This is a genomic window from Herbidospora sp. NBRC 101105, assembly GCF_030269205.1.
In the GTDB taxonomy this organism is placed as follows: Bacteria; Actinomycetota; Actinomycetes; order Streptosporangiales; family Streptosporangiaceae; genus Herbidospora; species Herbidospora solisilvae.
In genome coordinates this window covers 62,225-81,750 of sequence record NZ_BSSX01000009.1, presented here as the reverse complement: position 1 = coordinate 81,750, position 19,526 = coordinate 62,225, and the positions used below count along the sequence as shown (strand labels likewise).

Here is a 19,526-nt window from a genome sequence, read left to right as displayed (position 1 = left end):
TGGTGCGGTGCCGCGCCTCTTCTGCCTGCTCACGGCCCTGATCACCATTCTCGGCTGCTCGCCGGTGACCGCTCTGACGCCCGTCGGCGTCGCGATCTCCCCGGCCCTGGGCGAGACGCGGGCGGTCCCCGACCGGGGTCTGACGATCAGGGCCCTCAGCGGCACGCTGAGATCGGTCACCGTGACCGCCGCCGGCGTCCCCGTCCCGGGCCGGTTCGACCGCAAGCGCACCGAATGGCGCTCGTCGTGGTCGCTGCGCCCCGGCACCGACCACCTCGTCACCGCCGTCACCACCGACCGGCGCGTCAGCGGCCGTTTCCGCACCCTCGCGGCCACCCACGCCACGCCGCCCAAGGTCGACCCGCTCCCGGGCGAGACCGTGGGCGTCGGCATGCCGATCGTGGTCGAGTTCAAGGTCCCCGTCCCCGACCGCGCGGTGGTCGAGCGCGCCTTCGAGGTCGTGCCCGACCGCCCGGTCGAGGGCGGCTGGCACTGGTTCTCCGACACGCAGGCCGTCTGGCGCCCCCGCCACTACTGGCAACCCGGCACCCGGGTCCGGTTCACCGCCCACCTGACGGGTCTGCGCTTCGCTCCGGGCGTGTACGGCACCACCGACCCCTCGGCCACCTTCGTCGTCGGCCGCGACATGAGCAGTCACATCGACACGGCCACCCACCGCATGACCGTTCACCGCGACGGCCTGCTCGCCCAGGAGATGGCCATCAGCGCCGGCATGGCCACGACCAGGGAATACACCACGACCAGCGGCGTCCATCTGACGATGGAGAAGAAGGAGAGGGTCCGCATGGTCTCCCCGCGCCGCAAGCCGGGCGACCCCGAGTACTACGACCTGATGATCGACCACGCCGTCCGCATCTCCAACAGCGGCGAGTACGTCCACGCCAAGGACAACACGTGGGCGCAGGGCCGCCTGAACGTCAGCCACGGCTGCGTGAACGCCCGCCCCGACCAGGCGAAGTGGTTCTTCGACAACTCCCTGCGCGGCGACCCCGTGGTGATCGTCGGAACCGACAGACCACTCGAACCGGCCAACGGATGGGGATTCTGGCAACTCCCCTGGAACGCCTGGAAGGCGGGCAGCGCACTCGCTTCCTGACGGGTAGGTTGATATTAGGAACCCCCTATCGATAGGGCGGTGCAATGGACTCGTGGATCGTGTGGTTGATCCTGGCGGCGGCTCTGGGAGTCGCTGAGCTCTTCACGCTCACCGCCGCCATGGGGATCATCTCGGTCGCGGCCCTGCTGACGGCGGGCGTGGCCGCGATAGGGCTGCCGCCCGGCCTGCAACTGCTGGTTTTCGTCCTGGCGTCCGGCGGCGGCCTGCTCGGCCTGCGCCCCCTGGCGATGCGGCATTTGAAGCAGGCCCCCGCCCAGAGGTTCGGCGTCTCGGCCCTGGTCGGCAAGTCGGCGTACGTGACCCACGAGGTCACCGGCCGGGGCGGCCGGGTCAAGATCGGCGGCGAGGAGTGGTCGGCCCGCGCCTATGACGAGACCCTCGTCATCCCCGTGGGGACCACCGTCGACGTGTTCGAGATCGAGGGCGCCACAGCGCTCGTGTATCCACGGGAGTGACCATGGAAGTCGCGCTGCTCGTCATCCTGATCCTGGTCGCGATGTTCGCGGTCGTCACCGTCTTCCGGACGGTGCGCATCGTCCCCCAGGCGCGCGCCGCCAACGTCGAGCGCCTGGGCCGCTACAGCCGCACCCTCGACCCCGGCCTGAACTTCGTGATCCCCTACATCGACCGGGTCCGCCCGCTGATCGACCTGCGCGAGCAGGTGGTCAGCTTCAAGCCGCAGCCCGTGATCACAGAGGACAACCTGGTCGTCGACATCGACACGGTCCTGTACTTCCAGGTGACCGACCCTCGGGCGGCGGCGTACGAGATCGCCAACTTCATCCAGGGCGTCGAGCAGCTCACCGTGACGACGCTGCGCAACGTCGTCGGCGGCATGGACCTGGAGAAGACGCTGACCAGCAGAGACACCATCAACAGCCAGCTGCGCGGGGTGCTCGACGAGGCGACCGGCAAGTGGGGCATCCGGGTCAACCGGGTGGAGATCAAGGCCATCGACCCTCCCAAGACCATCAAGGAGGCGATGGAGAAGCAGATGCGCGCCGAACGCGACAAGCGCGCCGCCATCCTGACCGCCGAGGGCCTGCGGCAGTCGCAGATCCTCACCGCCGAGGGCGAGAAGCAGAGCGCCATTCTGCGCGCCGAGGGTGAACGCACCAGCCAGATCCTCAAGGCCGAGGGCCAGTCGCAGGCGATCGACGAGGTCTTCCAGGCCGTCCACCGCAACGACCCTGACCCGAAGCTGCTGGCCTACCAGTACCTCCAGATGTTGCCGCAGCTCGCGTCCGGCCCGGGGAACACGTTCTGGGTGATCCCGTCGGAGGTGACGTCGGCGCTCCAGGGCGTCTCGAAGGCCTTCACCGAAGCCCTCCCGCAGTCGGCGGCCACCCGCGAACAGCCGAACCGCGACCGTCCGGCCGGCTCGGAGGCGGTCCGCGAGGCGGAGGCCGCAGCGGCCGAGGCCAAGGCGGAGGCGGAGGCCGACTCGCTGCCGAGGTCGATCGAACGCGGCCAGGCGGTGCCCGACCCCCTGGGCGACTTCAATCGGTCACGCGACCGGGCGTAGGTCCATTCGAAGTTGGCCATGTGAAGCGATAACAGGTGTCGTTGTGGCCAGCTTGGCGGACTGGGTTGATGCAATTAGTAGTTCGGCAGGAGATTCTGCTGCTGCGGCTATCTAAAGCAAACAGTGGGCGGCTCGGACACCTCCATCCAGTTGAACAGCGGTGCAGGCACCTAAGGCCTGCACCGCTGCCGACTAGTCGGCAGGATTAGTCAGGAAATGCCGATAACTAATCGCTAGCCGCTTCTTCTGCTTCCTGATTGAGAATCTCCAGCGAGAGATCCCAAAGCGAAGTTTGGTCATTGACGAACCACCGAGCCGGACCCTGCACAGCCACAGGAGATTTCTCATATCCGGCGAATTCCCAGATTTTATTGACCAGGCCTGTGGCCGAATACGTCTGGCCGTCATACGCCCAGAGGAGGCACTTCCTCCTGTCGTTTATCCAAGTAGCCATGGATCGTTGCGGATCTTCTTTCAGCCAACTATCCACCGCCTTGATCTCAACTTCCCCCTTGGGCTGGAAGGTGACCGGATGCCCATCACGAAGGCGACCCGAGTTGACGATCGTGACGACGGCATTGGGGCGACGCAACTTTCGCGACCTCTTGGCAGGCGGGGTGTAGCTGTCGGGAAGGACAGGGATGGTGCCGTCTCTCCGAACGTCAGCCAGGACCAATTTAGCCAGGTTCTTACACCGAACCTCGTCGTTGAACGTACTGGTCAGGAAGGACCCTTCACCATACTCCTGATCGACGTGGAAGATCAGCCACATGAGTATGCGTTGCACGAGATCCGAGGCACGTTCCAGAGTGGAGTCCCAATCCACAGAGGGGTCATCGATCTCGTCCTCGTCGAGAAACTGGAAGACCAGGTGAGTGATAAGCAGCTCACCTCGACGTGATATGTCAGCACCGCGGCCGTGCAGATCTCGACGTAGGTCTATCAGCACAGCGCCGACCGCACGATGCATAAGTACCAGACGCCATATCCGCTGCGCACTGGGCACTTCACCGAACAGACGTGGATAGGCGCCTGCCGTTCCGCGGTCCCACAGAAGATCGGTGTCCTGACTTGCTCGAACGGCCAGTTCCGGACTGCGGTGCGCGCAGGCGAGCGCGATCGCAGCATGGACAACCGAGCAACCTGCCTCCGGAGCAGGATCCAGCTCACCGCGTTTGTACACGTACGATTTTCCGAGCGAAAGCAAGAAATCTTCCCTAATCTCGGCCTGCGCGGAATCCAAGGCGATGAAGTCGCGCCTGGAAACGTCATTCTGCGTATTGGTCGTCTCAGTGATGCGCTTGGCATACAGAGACCGCTCTGCGCCTAGCGAGAAGACACGGACAGTCACATCGGCGTCTTCGACACTCTTGGGATCTTCTTGCATTGCCTCATGAATGGCAGTGACAGTTTGAGCGCCATTCACCACGCTGACACCGGACAGCTGCAGATTGACTGCTTCATCCGGACGACGCCGGCCTTCAAACTGAGGCTCAACCTTGTCACAGAGAACCGTGATACCGTTGTTGAAGTACCAGAAGTTCTCCGGCTCGGTCAGTAGCGTCTGCTTGATACCCGAGTTGATTCGCGTAAGACCAAGCGAATTCCTCACATTCTGCTCAAAGAGAGCCGATCCGTGCTGCGCATACCATTCTGCGACTTCTTTGACCGCAACAGTTCCCTGCCAGGCGTCGAAAGGAGCCTCTTTACGGATCCACCTCGTCATGCGAGTGCCGATTTTGAGCTCTTCGGGTGACAGGTCATGTCGGATCTGTCGATGGAAATCGGGAAGTGAAAGAATCCTGTAGCTGAGCATCGGACCCCAGCCGCTGCTGAGATCGGCACGGGCTCGTTCGAGGACGTCTTCGACGGCATCAGAAAGGAGGCCGTCGCCCATCACGGCGATGACGAGGACAACCTGTAAGCGAGCGTCGCCCATGGCCGCATCCAACTGACCAGCTAAAGGTGCAAGCCTTTCATTGAACCGAGTGAAGTCTCGTTGATCAATCAGTCGGAAGCCGTCGATGAACTTGAGCGCTTCGCTCTTGTCCATCTTGGCTCGCCCAGAGTCGCTCCACTTCGCTTGTACAAGCCACACCGTCTGCGAAGTGTCGGACACCCACACGGCGTCGATGCCCTGGTCATCTTCACCGTCGATGACCGCCTTCCCCGCAGTCCGGTGATCGCAGCCGCTCACCACCCTGACAGCGGCCGCAGCGAGGCCGCGAGACAGTAGGCGCTGCTCACGCCCCGCCTGGTCATAGCCTTTGAGATCGTCGTCGTAAACGTGCGCCGAATAGCCTTGCAATAAGGCCCGACGCACGTGCTGAACCTGCGTCGGTGCCTTCGGACCACCAGGCCGTTGTGTGGTCATTTCACCTTCAATCGGGAGTGGACGCGCAGTGCGGCTTCAACTTGGCATCGTAATTTCCTGAAGCTCAGGATTCGACCAGAATCGGCGATCTTCTCAGCGCACACCAATGACAACTGATCGTCTGAACCGCCGAAAAATCCGGACAAAGCACCTCGGACGCGATCTCGGACTAACGCTTCAGCTACGCGCCTTTTTCGCCTGGGTAAGGAAGGTGACGTAGCGGGTCTGTTCGTGTTCGATCGGGGTGATGACCATCCGGTCGGCCACGTCGGAGATGTTCTGCCGCAGGACCTTGGCCGACTTCCTCGCCTTCCGGCGGCTGCCGATCCAGGCCAGGCCCCGCGTCAGCAGGGCCACCACCACCGCGACGACCGCCGCACCGACCAGCAGCGTCGTCGGCCAGGGCACGTCCCCGGCCGTCGGCGTGTAGAGACTCGGCAGTTGCAGAAAGCCCAGCACGTACAGGACCATCAGCCAGCCCAGCCCGGCCAGCAAGGTCGCGAACAGCAGCCATTGGAGGGCGTTGACCGCGCGCCACCACAGGGGGCGGCGTTCCATGCCGAGGTCGCTGCCGGCCACCGCTCTGTCGAGGGCGTCGGCCAGGTCGTCGTGGTGTTCGCGGGCCGAGCGGCGGATCGCGGCCGCCCACGGCTCCGGGACTCCCTCGGCCGCTTGCAGGCCGACCGCTCTGACCGCCGAGTCCATCTGCGAGGTCTGGACGGCCGACGCCTGCGGCAGCGAGGTCCGGCCGGTCGTGGGGCGTTGCAGGTGGAGGCGGCGCAGGGGGTCGGGGCGGAAGCGGCGGAGCCAGCGGGTGACCGGCCAGCCCATCGCGGCGACCGCGTGGTGCCGGTGGGCCTTCGCGACCGCCCGGACCACCAGCGGAACGCCGGCCGCTTCGGCCAGGGCGTCGTCGAGGGCGTCGTGGTCGGGAATGCGCGGGTCGGACTTGGGCAGGCCGCCGGAGGCGGCGATCAGGTGGTCGGCGGCTCCGGCCGTGTCGGCCTCCAGCCGCGACGACCACGCGTGGCGGCGGGTGACCAGCTCGGCGAGCAGGTCTTTCAGCTCCTGTACGCCCTCTCCCGTCACCGTCGACACGGGCAGGATGGGCACGTCGCGCAGGCCGTCTTCGGCCAGCAGGCGGCGCAGGTCGTCGATACAACGGCGGACGGCCTCGGGGGGCAGGCGGTCGATCTGGTTCAGCACGACCAGGGTCACGTCGGCGTGCCTGGCCAAGGGGCGCAGGTAACGCTCGTGGATGGCGGCGTCGGCGTACTTCTGGGGGTCCATGACCCAGACGAGCTGGTCGACGACGGCGACCAGGCGGTCGACCTCCAGCCGGTGGGAGAGCTCGATGCTGTCGTGGTCGGGCAGGTCGAGCAGGATCAGCCCGGGCAGGTCGTCGGAGTGGACGACGTGCCGGGTGGGCACGTCGAGCCAGTCGAGCAGGGGGCCCGAGCCCTCCGGAGACCACAGGGCGCCCTGGGCCTTCGAGGTGGTCGGGCGGGTCACCCCGACCCTGGCGACCTCGCCCCCGGCCAGCACGTTGAACAACGACGACTTGCCGCTGCCGGTCGCCCCGGCCAGGGCGACCGCCGTGTGGTCGACCGACAGGCCCGCGCGGGCGCCCGCTCTGGCGACGACGGCGCGGGCGTGGTCGACCGGTTCCCTCGCGATCCTGCCCTCGGCCAGGTCGGCGGCGGCGCCGAGGGCCTTGAGGCGGTCGTCCAGGGAGATGTGGGAGCGGCGCCGCAGGAGCTTCACGCGGCACCGCCCGGGATGTCGCTCTTGCGGCGCTCGACGGCCTCGGCGGCGGCCCGCAGGGCGTGGGTGTCGGTGGACTCCATGCCTTCGAGCAGGGCGTAGAAGCGCCCGGCCTCCTCGTCGAACAGGTCCCTGACCCGCTGGCGGAGGTTGGCGCGGGCGGCGTCGGTCAGGCGGCGCACGGCCTGGTCGCCGAAGACCGCCTCCAGGAGTTTCTGGCTGAGGACGGTGGTGCCGCCGGCGACGCCGATCTCGATGCCGGTCAGGCCGCCCGTGGACGCGAACACCGTCAGCATGATCAGCAGGCCCATGCCGTTCACCCCGAACGAGGCCGCGCGGGCCATGCTGCGTTTGTCGGCGCCCTCCTCGCGGACGAGGTCGAGCACGTACCCCTGCCAGTCGCGGACCGCCTTGGCGGCCTTCGGCGGCAGGTCGGCGGAGACCCGGCCGAGCTTTCCGGCGGTTTCGATTCCGGTACGTTCCAGCAGGTCGCGCCCCTGCGGTGTGGAGAGCCACGCGTCCACGGCCCGTTCGGCCGACCCGTCGGCGGTGGCCCGGATCAGCGACTCGACGCCGCTCTCCAGGGCCACCCTGAGCCGCTTGTCGGGGGCCGGGCGGCCGGTGAAGGCGGCGACGACCTTGTCGCGCAACCAGCCGACCCGGGTCTCCAGGGAGCGCATGATGTCGCCGGTGCCGACGAAGTCCTGCCAGCGGTTCAGCACCTCGCCGCGCAGCAGGGTGCCGTCGCGCATGGCCTCGTCGAAGTCGGCCATGCCGACGTCGTAGCCCTTCTCGACCAGGCCGCGCAGCTCGTTGGCGCCGAGCAGCTGGCGGTCGGCCGCCTCGGCCAGGGCCGGGACCCGGACGGCCAGGCTGTCGAGCGCCCCCGACAGGGTGCGGCGGACCACGTCGGCGCGGGCCTCGTGGTCGGCCGACAGGCCGTCGAGCCACTTCTTGATCGGCCGGACCGCGATCTCGGGCAGCCGGGCGCGTTCGCTCGGCAGCGGCAGCTCCGGCACCTCGAACAGCGGCGTGCCCGCCAGGCCGTTCTCCTTGAGCAGGCGGCGCAGGTCGGCGGCGACCGGCACGCGGGCCTCTTCGGGCACCCGCTGGAGGATCACGGCCATGGCGGTGCTGCGCTCGCTGGCGATGCGCAGGAAGCCCCAGGGGACCTCGTCGGCGTACCGGCTGGCGGTCGTGACGAACAACCACAGGTCGGCGGCGGCCAGCAGCTGGGCGGCGAGCTCGCGGTTGGCGGTGACCACCGAGTCGATGTCGGGGGCGTCGAGCAGGGCCAGGCCCGGCTTGACCTGCGGGGACGTGACGATCTTGAGGGTGCCGGGCTGGCCGTCGCCGGTCGAGCGGGGCAGGCCCGGCAGCACGTTCGCGGAGGTGAACCACGGCGCGTCGGCCGAGCTGGTCACCAGGGTCGGGGCCAGCGTGGTCGGGCGGAGCACGCCCGGCGCGGTGACGTCGTCCTGGACGAGGGAGTTGACGAGGGTCGACTTGCCGGCCCCGGTGGAGCCGCCGACCACGGCCAGCAGGGGCGCGTCGATGGCGGCCAGGCGCGGGATGAGGTAGTCGTCGAGCTGCCCGGCCAGCTCCTTCTGGGCGTGGCGGTCGGCCTCGACGTTCCCGATGGCGAGCGGGAACAGGTCACGGCCGAGCTGCGCACGCAGGCTCTTCAGCGCGGTCGCCAACCCATCGGACATATGGTCCGACTTCCCTCAAAGAAGCGTGCGCAACGTGGCAGAAGCGCCAATTCACCGCAAAGGCCTATGACGTGGACGGCATCAAGGGGCGGCACTTCTCCAGCGCCTTCCTGATCGCCGGGTCGTCCCGGTTCACGTCGCGGAAGCTCCCCACCTCCGCGCCGTTGTCCTTCATGCACGTACGGAAGGCGTTGAGGGCCGAATCGTCCATCTGACGCCGGCCGCCACCACAGGCTTCGAAGGCTTCCCGCATCTTCCCGTCCATGGACGGAAAGCCCGAAGGCCGCGACCTGGGCTCCCCGGAAGGCCGGTCTGAGGGCCGGTCTGAGGGCCTGTTCCGGAAGCCGCCCTCGGGCAGGGTCACCCCGTGTTCCTTGAGGCACTCGGCCAGGGCGGTGCGGTCGCCCGGCCCGCCTGACGGCGCGGGAGCCGCGGTGGTCTCCTCGGTGCCGCCGCATGCTGTCAGGGTCAGGAGCAGGGCCGCGGTCAGGGCGGCGAAGACGGTCTTCTGCACGGCTCCCATCGAAGAGGGCCGGAATATGAGGCCGTTGAGTCACCCCTGTGAGGATGCTGGCAACTCCACCCGGAAGACCGCGCCCTTCTTGCCGTTGTCCGCGCGGATCCTCCCCCCGTGGGCCTCGACCAGGGCCGCCGCGATCGACAGGCCGAGCCCCGCGCCGCCCTTCCGCGCCCCCCGGCTGCGGGAGGGGTCGTCGCGGTAGAAGCGCTCGAAGACCCGCTCGGGGCAGCGCAGCCCCGGCCCCTCGTCGGCGACCTCGATCACGACGTCCGTCCCGGCCGAGCCGATCGCCACGGTGAAGCCCGTCCCCTCGGGGGTGTGCTTGAGCACGTTCCCCACGAGGTTGCCGAGCACCTGCCGCAGCCGCGCCTCGTCGCCGACGATCACCAGGGGGTCGTCGGAGTCGTCGAGCCGGACCAGCTCGATCTCGCGCTCCGGAGCCAGGAGGCGGGCGTCGAGCACCTCGCCGGCGGCCAGGCTGAGCAGGTCGACCTGTTCGTGTTCGAGGGGGCGCTGCTGGTCGAGGCGGGCGAGCAGGAGCAGGTCGTCGACCAGGACGCCCATGCGGGAGGCCTCGCCCTCGATGCGGCCCATCAGCTTCTCGGTGTCGGGGTCGGCCTCCTGGCGGTAGAGCTCGGCGAAGCCCCTGATGGAGGTCAGCGGCGTGCGCAGCTCGTGGGAGGCGTCGGCGACGAAGCGGCGCATCTTCTCCTCGGAGCCGCGCGCCTCGGCGGCCGACAGCCGCGCGGCCGTCTCCGACTGCTCCCGGGCGCGGAAGGCCAGCTCGATCTGGTGCAGCATGCCGTTGATCGCACCGCCGAGACGGCCCATCTCGGTGCTGCGGGGTTGTTCGGGCACCCGCTGCGACAGGTCGCCACCGGCGATGGCGGCGGCGGTGTGCTCGATCTCTCCGAGGGGACGCAGGCTGCGGCGTACCAGCAGATAGCAGGCGACGCCGAGCGCGACCAGCACGGCCGCGCCGACCCCGGCCACGATGGTGGTCAGCCGGGCGACCGTGTGGTCGATGTCGCCCATGCTGACCGCCACCACGCGGCTGCGCCCGTCGGGCGTCGGCACGGCCACGGCCCGCCACTCGGGGCCCGCCCCGTCGACCGACTCGACGGTGAAGGGCCGCCCGGCGAGCGCCGCGACCCTGGTGTGGTCGAGGCCGGTCAGCGCGGGCTCCTCCGACGCGGTCGACGTGGCGATCTGGTCAGCCACCTTGCCGTCGGCGTCGAGGATGAGCACGTGGAAGAGGCCCGGCAGCCGCTGCGGCCGGGCCTTGGCGAGCTTCGTGAGGGACGGCTTCAGGGTCGCCTCGCGCAGCGGCAGGCCGGCGGCGATGAGCTGCTGGTCGATGCGGTCGACCAGGTAGCCGCGCAGCAGCCTGACCGCGAACACGCCGGTCAGCGTGATCGCCAGGGTGACCAGGACGAGCGTCCCGGCCACCAGCCGCGCCCAGAGCGGCACCCGCCTCATCGGCGGGGCGCGCGCAGCACGTAGCCGACGCCGCGCAGGGTGTGGATCAGTTTCGGGTCGCGGGTGTCGACCTTCTTGCGCAGGTACGACACGTACGACTCGACCACGTTCCGGTCGCCGCCGAAGTCGTAGCGCCAGACGTGGTCGAGGATCTGCGCCTTCGACAACACCCGGCCCTGGTTGACCATGAAGTAGTGGAGCAGCTTGAACTCGGTCGGCGACAGCCGCACCGGGCGGCCCGACCGCCAGACCTGGTGGGCGTCCTCGTCCATCTCCAGGTCGGCCACGCGCAGCCGCGCGGGCGCCGGGTCGGCGGCCCCGGCGCGGCGCAGCACGGCCCGGATCCGGGCCAGCACCTCGTCGAGGGAGAACGGCTTGGTGACGTAGTCGTCGCCGAGGGCCAGGCCGGCGAGCTTGTCGTCGTGTGACTGGCGGGCCGTCAGGAAAAGCACCGGCACCCGCCGTCCGGCGGCGCGGAGGCGGGTGGCGACGGCGATGCCGTCCATGTCGGGGAGCATGACGTCGAGGATCATCAGGTCGGGCCGGAAACGTTCGGCGGCCTCGACCGCCTCTCTTCCGTCGGACGCCGTGATGACCTCGAACCCGGCGTAGCGGAGGCTGGTCGACAGCAGCTCCCTGATGTTCGGTTCGTCGTCGACGATCAGGAGCCTGGCCTCACTCATTGGTTCGCTCGCATTCTCGGCACGCCACCGCCCTCGGTCACGCTGGTGGCCGCGACATTCCCGTCGGCGTCCCGCTCGCCCTGGACGACGACCGACGCGCCCGGCTTGAGGTCCGACAGCTTGCCCTCTTTGGAAATTCGCACTTCGGTGTCGTCGCCCGTGGTGACGACCGTGGTGGTGCCGTCGGCGCCCTCGACGTAGACCTTGGCGCCGTCGACCAACTTGACGGTACCGACCGTGCCCTGCCGAGCCGGCTGGGCCCCGGCCTGGCCGCCGCGACCGGCCATGAGCTGGCCGATCATGGCCGTCCGGTCGTCGACGGCGCCGAAGGTCTTCTGGGCCTGGATGCCGACCAGGATCCCCGCCACGAGGACCACCCCGGCGGCCAGGAACAGGGTCAGTCTGGGAAGTTTCGCCCGCGTGGGGCGGGCGGTCAGCTCCTCGGAGAGGTCGCCGCGGAACGGCGAGGTCTCCAGCAGCTCGTCGGCGGACATGCGCCTGGGCACCGTGACTCCTAACTCGAAGCTACTCGAAGCGCAGGGCTTCGATCGGCCGCAGCTTGGCGGCGCGGTTGGCGGGATAGCTGCCGAAGAACAACCCGATGGCGACCGAGACCCCGAGCGCCAGCACGACCGAGCTCGGCACCACGACGGGCGTGATGCCGGCGATGGTGAACTGGGCGCCGGTCACCGCGACGGCGACCCCGAGCAGGCCGCCGATGAGACTCAGCAGGGTCGCCTCGACGAGGAACTGGCCGAGGATCGCGCCGCGCGGGGCGCCGACGGCCTTGCGGATGCCGATCTCGCGGGTCCGCTCGGTGACCGTGACCAGCATGATGTTGGTGATCCCGATGCCGCCGACCAGCAGGCTGATCGCCGCGACGGCCGCGAGCAGGACCGTGAACGTCGAGGTCGCGGCGCTGACGGTCTCCTGGAGGGTGGCCTGGTTGAGGATCTGGTAGTCGGCCGCGACCGCGCCGCCGACGCCGTGCCGCTGGTCGAGCACCGCGGTGATCTCGGCCTGGGCGGCGGCCACGTCGTCGGCCGACCCGGCCTTGACGAGGATCTGGTTCAGCGGCCCGAACCCGGTCAGGCTCTGCTGCACCGAGGGCAGCGGCGCGATGACGACGTCGTCGGCGTCCTGGAAGCCGCCGGTCGCCCCGGCCTCCTTCAGCACCCCGACGACGGTGAACGGCACCCCGGTTACGGTGATCTGCTTTCCGACCGGGTCGAGCGTGCCGAACAGGTTCTCGGCCACGGTCTGCCCGATCACGACGACCTTGCGGGCGGCCAGCACGTCGTCGTTGAAGAAGTACGTGCCCTTGGCGACGGGCTTGTTGGAGGCCTCGAAGTAGCTCGGGTAGGTGCCGACCACCTGCTGGACGGTGTGGGAGGCCCCGTCGTACGTCGCCGCCCGCGAGGCCGCCGAGACGACCGGCGACACCGAGCTCACATGGGGCGCGGCCGTCCGGTCGGCGAGCGCCCTGGCGTCGTCCACGGTCAGCGGCCTGGCCTGGGTGCGCGGCCCGCTGTCCTGCTGCGGCCGGGCCATCCGGAAGCCTCCTCCGCCTCCGCCTCCGCCGCCGGTCGACGAGCTCACCGTGAGCGTGTTGGCGCCGAGTTGCTGGATGTTCTGCTGGATCGACTGCGAGGAGCCCTCGCCGACCGCGACCAGCAGGATCACCGCCGCGACCCCGATCAGGATGCCGAGCGTGGTGAGCGCGGAGCGCATCTTGTTGGCCGCCAGCCCTCGGACGGCGAACCGGACGATCTCGACGGCGCTCACGCGGTCACCTCCCTGAGGCGCGGCGGCAGTCCGTCGACGGGGGCGAGCCGGGTGTCCTCGACGATCCGCCCGTCCCGCAGCCGGACCACCCGCTTGGCGTGCTCGGCGACGTCGGCCTCGTGGGTGATGACGACGATCGTGCGGCCCGCGGCCGACAACCGGTCGAAGATGCCCAGCACGTCGAGGGTGGAGGTGCTGTCGAGCGCGCCGGTCGGCTCGTCGGCCAGCAGCAGGGCCGGCGAGTTGACCAGCGCGCGGGCGATGGCGACCCGCTGCTGCTGGCCGCCGCTCAGCTCGTTCGGCTGGTGGTTCACCCGGTCGGCCAGCCCGACCAGTTCCAGGGCGACCAGCGCCCGGCGGCGCCGCTCGGCCGGCCTGACCCCGCCGTAGGCGAGTGGCAGCTCGACGTTGGCCAGCGCCGTCATGCGCGGGATCAGGTTGAACGACTGGAAGACGAACCCGATCTTGCGGTTGCGCACCACGGCCTGCCGCCGGTCGTCGAGCGCACCGACGTCGACGCCGTCGAGGTGGAACCGCCCGGCGCTCGGGACGTCGAGACAGCCGATGATGTTCATCAGGGTCGACTTGCCGGAGCCGGAGGCCCCCATGATCGCCACGTAGTCGCCGGGCTCGACCTGGAGGGAGACCCCGCGCAGGGCGTGCACCGCCGTCTCGCCCGCGCCGTAGACCTTGGTGGCGTCCCGGACGTCCAGAACCAGGCTCATGGCCGCCCACCGAACCCGCCGCGGAAGAACCCGCCGGTCTGGCCGGTCGGCGTGACGACCGGCCGCACCACCTGGTCACCCTCCTGGAGACCCGAGACGATCTCGGTGCCGGTGGTCCCCCTGACCCCGGTCTCGACCACCCGCACGGTCTGCCGGCCGTTCTCCAGCACGGTCACCGTGCTGCGCCCGCCGGCCGTGGTGATCACCGCCGAGGGCAGCGTCAGCACGTCGTCGGCCCGCTCGACCACCACGTTGACCGAGGCCGTCTGCCCGAGCCTGACCTGGTCGGGGACGTCGGTCAGCTTGATCGTGGCCGCGTAGGACACCACGTTGTCCTCCGTCTGCGGCTGCGCCCCGATGAGCGCGACCTCGCCCGTGGCGGTGACGCCCGGGATGGCGTCGAAGGTGATCTGGGCCCGCTGCCCGACCTTCAATCTGCTCACGTCGGACTCGGTGAAGTCGCCGACGATCTGGAGCCTGCCGGGGTCGGCGACGTCGACGAAGCCGCCCTCCTGCACCTGCGAGGGCCCGCCGACCGTGCCGCCGACCGCCGTGACGGTCCCGGCGAACGGGGCCTTGATGACGGTGCCGGCGAGGGTGCGCTTCGCGGCCTGGTAGGCGTTCTTCGCGGCGACGTACTGCGAGTAGCCGGAGGCGCTGTCGGTGTCGCCGTCAGCGGCGGCGTCCAGGCTGGCCTTGGCCGCGTCCACCCCTTCCCGGGCGCTCTCGTCGTCGAGCCGGGCGAGCACCTGCCCCTTCTTCACCTTCTGGCCGGGTTCGACGGAGATCGACTCGACGGTGCCCTGGGTCGCGAAACTCAGCGAGCGGCTGCGGGCGCTTTCCACGGCCCCGGAGGCGGTCACGGCGGACTCGACGGTCCCGCGGGTGACCGTGGTGGTCAGCACGTTCCCCGGCTCCGCCGGCCCGCCCCCGCCTCCGAGGGAGGCCCAGGCGGCCCCGGCCCCGCCGAGCAGCAGCACCCCCAGCGAGGCGTTCAGGATCAGCGCTCTGCGCTTCGTCGACAACGTCACAGGGATGGACACTGCCGGTCCAGGTTTGGAGCGCCCTCTGCCGGTCCTGAACGTTTCCTGTCAAGGGTCCACAGGTAATCCGCAGTTTCGGCTCAGCGGAACATGACACGCGGTCACCAGGATGACGTGCCATGACTCCTACCCGGCTCCGCGCCGGCGGCCTCGCCCTGGCCGCCGTCGCCCTGGTGACCACCGGCGTGATCCTGCTCAGGGAGGACCCGCCGGCCCTGCCTGACGTGGAACTCGTCGCCGCCCGGCGCGGCGACGTGACCTCGGTCGCCTCCGCCGCCGGGAACACCGTGGACGACGGCATCCACGACCTGGCCTTCTCGACGGCCGGAACGGTCGAGAAGGTGTACGTCAAGACCGGCGACAAGGTCCGCAAGGGAGACCTCCTGGCCCGCGTCGACGACACGATCGCGCGGGAGAACTACAACGCGGCGAAGGCGTCCTTGGCCGCGGCGGAAGACCGACTGGACACGGTCGACGGCTCAGGCTCGACGGGCGGCTCCTTCGCCGCCCCTGCCCGACAGCCACGGGACCGACCCCAGGCGAACTGCCCGCGACCTTCGGCCAAGCCGAGCACCCCGCCGCCTTCCACGGGCATGCGAGCAGCGACGGCGTCCCTCACCAAGGTCACCACTCCGTCCCCGTCGCCATCGGGCGGGCCGTGGCGTCAAGGCGAGGTGGAAGTCCACCTCGATCCCACGAGTGAGCCGTCCCCATCGCCCTCCCCGACCGCTTCTCCGAGGGCCACCCCGCAACCTGAGAGCCAACCGTGTGATCAAAGCCGCCAGCCGCAGCAGCAGCCGCAGCGCCCCCAAGGCGGCGGCACCCGGCTCCCGCAGCAGCAGGGCGGCGGCCCCCAGATGACCGAGGCCGAGGCGGAGGCCGCGGTCACGCGGGCCAAGAACGCCCTGAACGCCGCCGAGGACGCCCTGAGGGGCGTCGTCATCAAGGCCCCCTCAGCCGGTACGGTCCTCCAGGTCAACGGCGCCGAAGGCGACCAGTACACCGAGGGCGCCTTCGTCAGCCTCGGCGACCTCGACGACCTCCAGGTCAAGGCCCTGTTCACCCAGTCGGACATCGGCACCCTGAAGACCGGCCAGCAGGCCGTCATCACCCTGGCCACTCCCGAGGGCGCCTACGAGGGCACGGTCTCCCACATCGACCCCATGGCCACGACGACCGACCTGCTGGTCCGATACGGCGTCACCATCTCCTTCGACGACCAGCCCGCCGGCCTCCGCCTGGGCCAGACGGCCACCGTCCAGGTCGTCACGGGCCGGGCCCCGGACGCGGTCCACGTCCCGGCGCGGGCCGTCCAGAACGACACGGTCACCCTGGCCGACGGCGCGAAGCGCAAGGTCACGACGGGGGTCCGCAGCGACACCCAAGTGGAGATCACCGGCGGCCTGACCGAGGGCGAGAAGGTGGAACTCCCAGGCGCCTCCGCCCTCAACGGCGAGTTCCCCGACAGCACCTTCCCCGGCCTCTAGTCGTGCTCCGGTTCCAGGCGTAACACCACCCGGAACGCCGCCCCCGTCCCCGGCGACGTCTCCACCGTCACCGTCCCCCCGTGGGCCTTCACCAGCGACGACACGATCGACAACCCGAGCCCCGTCCCCGACGACTCGTCGTGGGTCCGGGCCGGGTCGGCGCGGTAGAAGCGTTCGAAGACCCGGGCCGCCTCCTCGGACGTCATCCCCGGGCCCTTGTCGGCGACCTCGACGAACGCCTCGCTCCCGGCCGCGCCGACGGTCACCGTCACCGGCACCCCGTCGGGCGTGTGGGTCAGCGCGTTGGACATCAGGTTGCCGACGACCTGCCGTAACCGCACCTCGTCGCCCGGCACGATCGGCGCGGTCGTCCCCTCGACCGCCAGGGAGATCGACCGCCCGGGGGCGAGGATGCGCGCGTCCTGGACGGCGTCGCCCGCGATGGCCAGCAGGTCGACCGGCTTCGACTGGAGGGGGCGCTGCTGGTCGAGGCGGGCGAGCAGGAGGAGGTCGTCGACGAGCAGGCTCATGCGTTCGGCCTCGCTCTCGATGCGGCGCATCAGCCGGGTCACGTCGGTCTGCGGGGCCTGGCGGTGGAATTCGGCGTACCCGCGGATGGAGGTCAGCGGGGTGCGGAGTTCGTGGGAGGCGTCGGCGACGAAGCGGCGCATGCGCTCCTCCGACTCGCGGGCCGCCGCCTCCGACCGGGAGCGGTCGTCGAAGGCCTTCTCGATCTGGGCGAGCATGCCGTTCAGCGAGCGGGCCAGGCGGCCGACCTCGGTGCGCGGGTCGCGGTCGGGGACGCGGCTGCTCATGTTGCCGGCGGCGATCGATCCGGCCGTACGCTCGATCTCCGCAAGGGGGCGCAGGCTGCGCCGGACCAGCACGATGCCGATCAGGCCCGCCAGCGCCAGCACCACCGCCCCGCCCAGGACGACGATCAGGCCCAGCCGGGTGGTGATCTGGGTGACGCCGCCGAGCCCGATCGCCGTCACGAGGGTCCGGCCACTGGGCAGCGACACGGTCTTGACCCGCCACGACACGCCGCCGGACGCGCGGGTCGCGATGTCGCCGGGTGGCGGCAGGTCGGCCGGGCTCGGGCGGCCGGTCGCCGACTCACCGGCCGCCGACGGGCCGACCGTGCCGTCGGCCTCGACGACCTGCACCAGTCCCTCGGGCGGCAGCCGCTGCATCGAGTAGGTCAGGTCGCCGCTGTGGGCGAGCCGGGCGAGCGTCTGGACGCTGAGCTTGGCCACCTGCTCGTCGACGCGGTCGATCAGGTAGCTGCGCAGGAGGGACACGCTGGCCGCGCCGATCACCAGCAGGGTCCAGGCGACCAGGGCGAGCATCGCCGCGATCAGCTTGGTACGCAGCGACACCCGGCTCATGTCGTCAGGCCGAGGTTCGCATCACGTAGCCGACACCGCGCAGGGTGTGGATGAGCCTCGGCGCCGACCGGCTGTCGATCTTGCGGCGGAGCACCGACACGTAGGACTCCACGATCCCGGCGTCGCCCCGGAAGTCGTAGTCCCACACATGGTCGAGGATCTGCGCCTTCGACAACACCCGCCCGGCGTTGGCCATGAAGTAGCGCAGCAGCTTGAACTCGGTCGGCGACAGCGGCACCGGGTTGCCCGACCTCCAGACCTCGTGGGACTCCTCGTCGAGCTCGATGTCGGCGAAGGTCAGCCGGGGCGGCGGCGCGGTCGGGTCGCCCGCGGTGCGGCGCAGCACGGCCCGGATGCGGGCGATGACCTCTTCGAGCGAGAACGGCTTGGTGACGTAGTCGTCGCCGCCCAGCGTCAGGCCGCGGATCTTGTCTTCGGTGGCGTCGCGGGCGGTCAGGAAGACGACCGGGGTGAAGGTGCCGCCGCCGCGCAGCCTGCGGACGACGTCGAAGCCGTCCATGTCGGGCAGCATGACGTCGAGCACGATCAGGTCGGGCCGGTGACGGGTGGCCGCGGCGACTCCCTCGGTGCCGCTGGAGGCGGTGCTGACCTCGAAGCCGGCGTACCGCAGGCTCGCGGCCAGCAGTTCGAGGATGTTCGGCTCGTCTTCGACGATCAGCAGTCGGGCTTCGGGAGTCACCATGAGCATCTTCTCGGACGAAGGGGGGCTTTCCTGAGCACTTTATGAAGAATCGCTTAAGGTTGCCGTCAAATCAGCCACATGCCGGGCGATCGCGAAGCTCGACGTCGCGGCGGGGGAAGGCGCGTTGCGCACGATCAGGACCCGCCCGTGGCGGTCGATGGCGAAGTCGTCGACCAGCGTGCCGTCGCGGCCGACGGCCTGCGCCCGCACCCCGCTGCCCGCCCTGACCAGGTCACCCCGGGCGAGCGCGGGCACGTAGCGGCGGGCCGCCCTGAGGAACGCCGACGGCCGCAACGAGCCGTTCAGCTCGCGCAGGCCGGTCAGCCAGTGGCGGCGGGCCATCGTGCGGGTGCCCGGCCAGGCCAGGACGCGGGCCAGCTCGCCCAAGCGCACGTCGCGCCACGAGTAGCCCTCCAGCGCCAGGGCCATGATCGCGTTGGGGCCGACCAGCACCTCGCCGTCGACCCGTTTGGTCAGGTGGACGCCCAGGAAGGGGTAGCGCGGGTCGGGCACGGGATAGATCAGGCCCTTGACCAGCGCTTTCGCCGTGGCGGTCAGGCGGAAGTACTCTCCGCGGAACGGGACGATGCGCACCTCTCCCCGGCCCGCCAGGGCGTCGGTGCCCAGGCCGGCGCAGACCACCAGGCGGTCGAAGCGCAGGCCGCCCGCCGCCACACCCGTGGCCGACTCGTGGATGGCCTGCACGGGGTGCGAGAGCCGTACATCCAACGATGCGGCGAGATGTCGGGCGACGGCGGGAAAGTCGACGACGGCGGTGTGGGGAGAATGCACGGCGCCGACGCCGACCGCGTGGGGTTCGATCTCGCGCAGGCCGAGGGCGTCGAGCTCGGAGATGTCGGGTACGCCGTTCGCCCGCGCCCTGGCCGCGATCTCCCGCAGCCCCGCCCGCTCGGCCCCCGTCGAGGCGATCACGAGCTTGCCGACCTCGTCGTAGGGCAGCCCGTGTTCCCGGCAGTAGTCGCGCAGCAGCGCCACGCCCTCGCGGCACAACCGCGCCTTCAGCGATCCGGGCCGGTAGTAGATCCCGGCGTGGACGACCCCGCTGTTGTGCCCGGTCTGGTGGGCGGCCACGCGGTCTTCCTTCTCCAGGACCGTCACCTCGGCGCCCCGGGAGGTCAGCTCACGCGCCACCGCGAGCCCGAGGATGCCGGCGCCGACCACCCCGATCTCCATGCCTTC

Annotated in this window: 17 protein-coding genes; 4 read left to right on the top strand and 13 right to left on the bottom strand. The window is 70.0% G+C overall.

Annotation, left to right across the window (positions count from 1 at the left end):
• The first annotated feature begins 7 nt into the window (after positions 1–7).
• The 3 genes from QSK34_RS32810 to QSK34_RS32800 are packed head-to-tail and all read left to right on the top strand — an operon-like array spanning position 8 to position 2,663.
• A complete protein-coding gene (locus QSK34_RS32810; RefSeq protein WP_285589954.1) occupies positions 8–1,117 on the top strand; it encodes a L,D-transpeptidase in 1,110 nt (369 codons plus the stop codon).
• Positions 1,118–1,161: 44 nt separating this feature from the next.
• A complete protein-coding gene (locus tag QSK34_RS32805; RefSeq protein WP_030452123.1) occupies positions 1,162–1,593 on the top strand; it encodes an NfeD family protein in 432 nt (143 codons plus the stop codon).
• Positions 1,594–1,595: 2 nt separating this feature from the next.
• Positions 1,596–2,663, top strand: a complete 1,068-nt coding sequence (locus tag QSK34_RS32800; protein ID WP_285589950.1) for an SPFH domain-containing protein — start codon at positions 1,596–1,598, stop codon at positions 2,661–2,663.
• A 226-nt stretch (positions 2,664–2,889) separates the two neighbouring features.
• On the opposite strand, the gene QSK34_RS32795 is transcribed toward QSK34_RS32800, so the two are convergent.
• From QSK34_RS32795 to QSK34_RS32750, 10 genes are all read right to left on the bottom strand, one after another.
• Positions 2,890–5,037 carry an AIPR family protein gene (locus QSK34_RS32795; RefSeq protein ID WP_285589948.1) on the bottom strand — a complete coding sequence of 716 codons (2,148 nt, stop codon included), beginning with the start codon at positions 5,035–5,037 and terminating at the stop codon, positions 2,890–2,892.
• Positions 5,038–5,214: 177 nt separating this feature from the next.
• On the bottom strand, positions 5,215–6,801 hold the full coding sequence (locus tag QSK34_RS32790) for a YfjP family GTPase (RefSeq protein ID WP_285589945.1): 1,587 nt from the start codon (positions 6,799–6,801) through the stop codon (positions 5,215–5,217).
• Complete coding sequence (locus tag QSK34_RS32785) at positions 6,798–8,513, bottom strand: GTPase family protein (RefSeq protein ID WP_161483500.1); 1,716 nt, start codon at positions 8,511–8,513, stop codon at positions 6,798–6,800. The genes QSK34_RS32790 and QSK34_RS32785 overlap by 4 nt, the downstream gene beginning before the upstream one ends.
• Before the next feature lie 64 nt (positions 8,514–8,577).
• Positions 8,578–9,027 (bottom strand): hypothetical protein, encoded by a 450-nt coding sequence (locus QSK34_RS32780; RefSeq protein ID WP_285589943.1) that lies wholly within the window; start codon positions 9,025–9,027, stop codon positions 8,578–8,580.
• Positions 9,028–9,066: 39 nt separating this feature from the next.
• Positions 9,067–10,512 (bottom strand): sensor histidine kinase, encoded by a 1,446-nt coding sequence (locus tag QSK34_RS32775; protein ID WP_285589941.1) that lies wholly within the window; start codon positions 10,510–10,512, stop codon positions 9,067–9,069.
• Entirely contained in the window at positions 10,509–11,195 is a 687-nt protein-coding gene (locus QSK34_RS32770; RefSeq protein WP_161483497.1) for a response regulator transcription factor, read from the bottom strand. The genes QSK34_RS32775 and QSK34_RS32770 overlap by 4 nt, the downstream gene beginning before the upstream one ends.
• A complete protein-coding gene (locus QSK34_RS32765; RefSeq protein ID WP_285589938.1) occupies positions 11,192–11,701 on the bottom strand; it encodes a hypothetical protein in 510 nt (169 codons plus the stop codon). The genes QSK34_RS32770 and QSK34_RS32765 overlap by 4 nt, the downstream gene beginning before the upstream one ends.
• Before the next feature lie 19 nt (positions 11,702–11,720).
• On the bottom strand, positions 11,721–12,980 hold the full coding sequence (locus QSK34_RS32760; protein ID WP_285589934.1) for an ABC transporter permease: 1,260 nt from the start codon (positions 12,978–12,980) through the stop codon (positions 11,721–11,723).
• Positions 12,977–13,705, bottom strand: coding sequence for an ABC transporter ATP-binding protein (locus QSK34_RS32755; protein ID WP_285589932.1), 729 nt, complete (start codon positions 13,703–13,705; stop codon positions 12,977–12,979). The genes QSK34_RS32760 and QSK34_RS32755 overlap by 4 nt, the downstream gene beginning before the upstream one ends.
• Positions 13,702–14,748: an efflux RND transporter periplasmic adaptor subunit gene (locus QSK34_RS32750; protein ID WP_285589930.1), complete on the bottom strand. Its 1,047-nt coding sequence runs from the start codon at positions 14,746–14,748 to the stop codon at positions 13,702–13,704. Before QSK34_RS32750 ends, QSK34_RS32755 begins: the two co-directional genes overlap by 4 nt.
• A gap of 119 nt (positions 14,749–14,867) precedes the next feature.
• Between QSK34_RS32750 and QSK34_RS32745 the strand changes: the two genes are divergently transcribed.
• Positions 14,868–16,235, top strand: a complete 1,368-nt coding sequence (locus tag QSK34_RS32745; protein WP_285589928.1) for an efflux RND transporter periplasmic adaptor subunit — start codon at positions 14,868–14,870, stop codon at positions 16,233–16,235.
• Here QSK34_RS32745 and QSK34_RS32740 read toward each other — a convergent pair.
• From QSK34_RS32740 to lhgD, 3 genes are read right to left on the bottom strand one after another with little or no spacing between them, the layout of a single operon-like run.
• Complete coding sequence (locus tag QSK34_RS32740; RefSeq protein WP_285589926.1) at positions 16,232–17,623, bottom strand: sensor histidine kinase; 1,392 nt, start codon at positions 17,621–17,623, stop codon at positions 16,232–16,234. The genes QSK34_RS32745 and QSK34_RS32740 overlap by 4 nt on opposite strands.
• A 4-nt stretch (positions 17,624–17,627) precedes the next feature.
• The gene (locus QSK34_RS32735) at positions 17,628–18,332 is read right to left on the bottom strand and encodes a response regulator transcription factor (protein ID WP_030452139.1); all 705 of its coding nucleotides are present in this window, start codon (positions 18,330–18,332) and stop codon (positions 17,628–17,630) included.
• Positions 18,333–18,365: 33 nt separating this feature from the next.
• Positions 18,366–19,520 carry an L-2-hydroxyglutarate dehydrogenase gene (gene lhgD, locus QSK34_RS32730; RefSeq protein ID WP_285589922.1) on the bottom strand — a complete coding sequence of 385 codons (1,155 nt, stop codon included), beginning with the start codon at positions 19,518–19,520 and terminating at the stop codon, positions 18,366–18,368.
• Positions 19,521–19,526 lie beyond the last annotated feature (6 nt).

Coding starts and splice junctions, on each gene's coding strand:
- QSK34_RS32795 (WP_285589948.1), bottom strand. CDS start 5,037: ATGACCACACAACGGCCTGGTGGTCCGAAGGCACCGACGCAGGTTCAG.
- QSK34_RS32755 (WP_285589932.1), bottom strand. CDS start 13,705: ATGAGCCTGGTTCTGGACGTCCGGGACGCCACCAAGGTCTACGGCGCG.
- lhgD (WP_285589922.1), bottom strand. CDS start 19,520: ATGGAGATCGGGGTGGTCGGCGCCGGCATCCTCGGGCTCGCGGTGGCG.
- QSK34_RS32740 (WP_285589926.1), bottom strand. CDS start 17,623: ATGAGCCGGGTGTCGCTGCGTACCAAGCTGATCGCGGCGATGCTCGCC.
- QSK34_RS32735 (WP_030452139.1), bottom strand. CDS start 18,332: ATGCTCATGGTGACTCCCGAAGCCCGACTGCTGATCGTCGAAGACGAG.
- QSK34_RS32805 (WP_030452123.1), top strand. CDS start 1,162: ATGGACTCGTGGATCGTGTGGTTGATCCTGGCGGCGGCTCTGGGAGTC.
- QSK34_RS32775 (WP_285589941.1), bottom strand. CDS start 10,512: ATGAGGCGGGTGCCGCTCTGGGCGCGGCTGGTGGCCGGGACGCTCGTC.
- QSK34_RS32800 (WP_285589950.1), top strand. CDS start 1,596: ATGGAAGTCGCGCTGCTCGTCATCCTGATCCTGGTCGCGATGTTCGCG.
- QSK34_RS32770 (WP_161483497.1), bottom strand. CDS start 11,195: ATGAGTGAGGCCAGGCTCCTGATCGTCGACGACGAACCGAACATCAGG.
- QSK34_RS32745 (WP_285589928.1), top strand. CDS start 14,868: ATGACTCCTACCCGGCTCCGCGCCGGCGGCCTCGCCCTGGCCGCCGTC.
- QSK34_RS32785 (WP_161483500.1), bottom strand. CDS start 8,513: ATGTCCGATGGGTTGGCGACCGCGCTGAAGAGCCTGCGTGCGCAGCTC.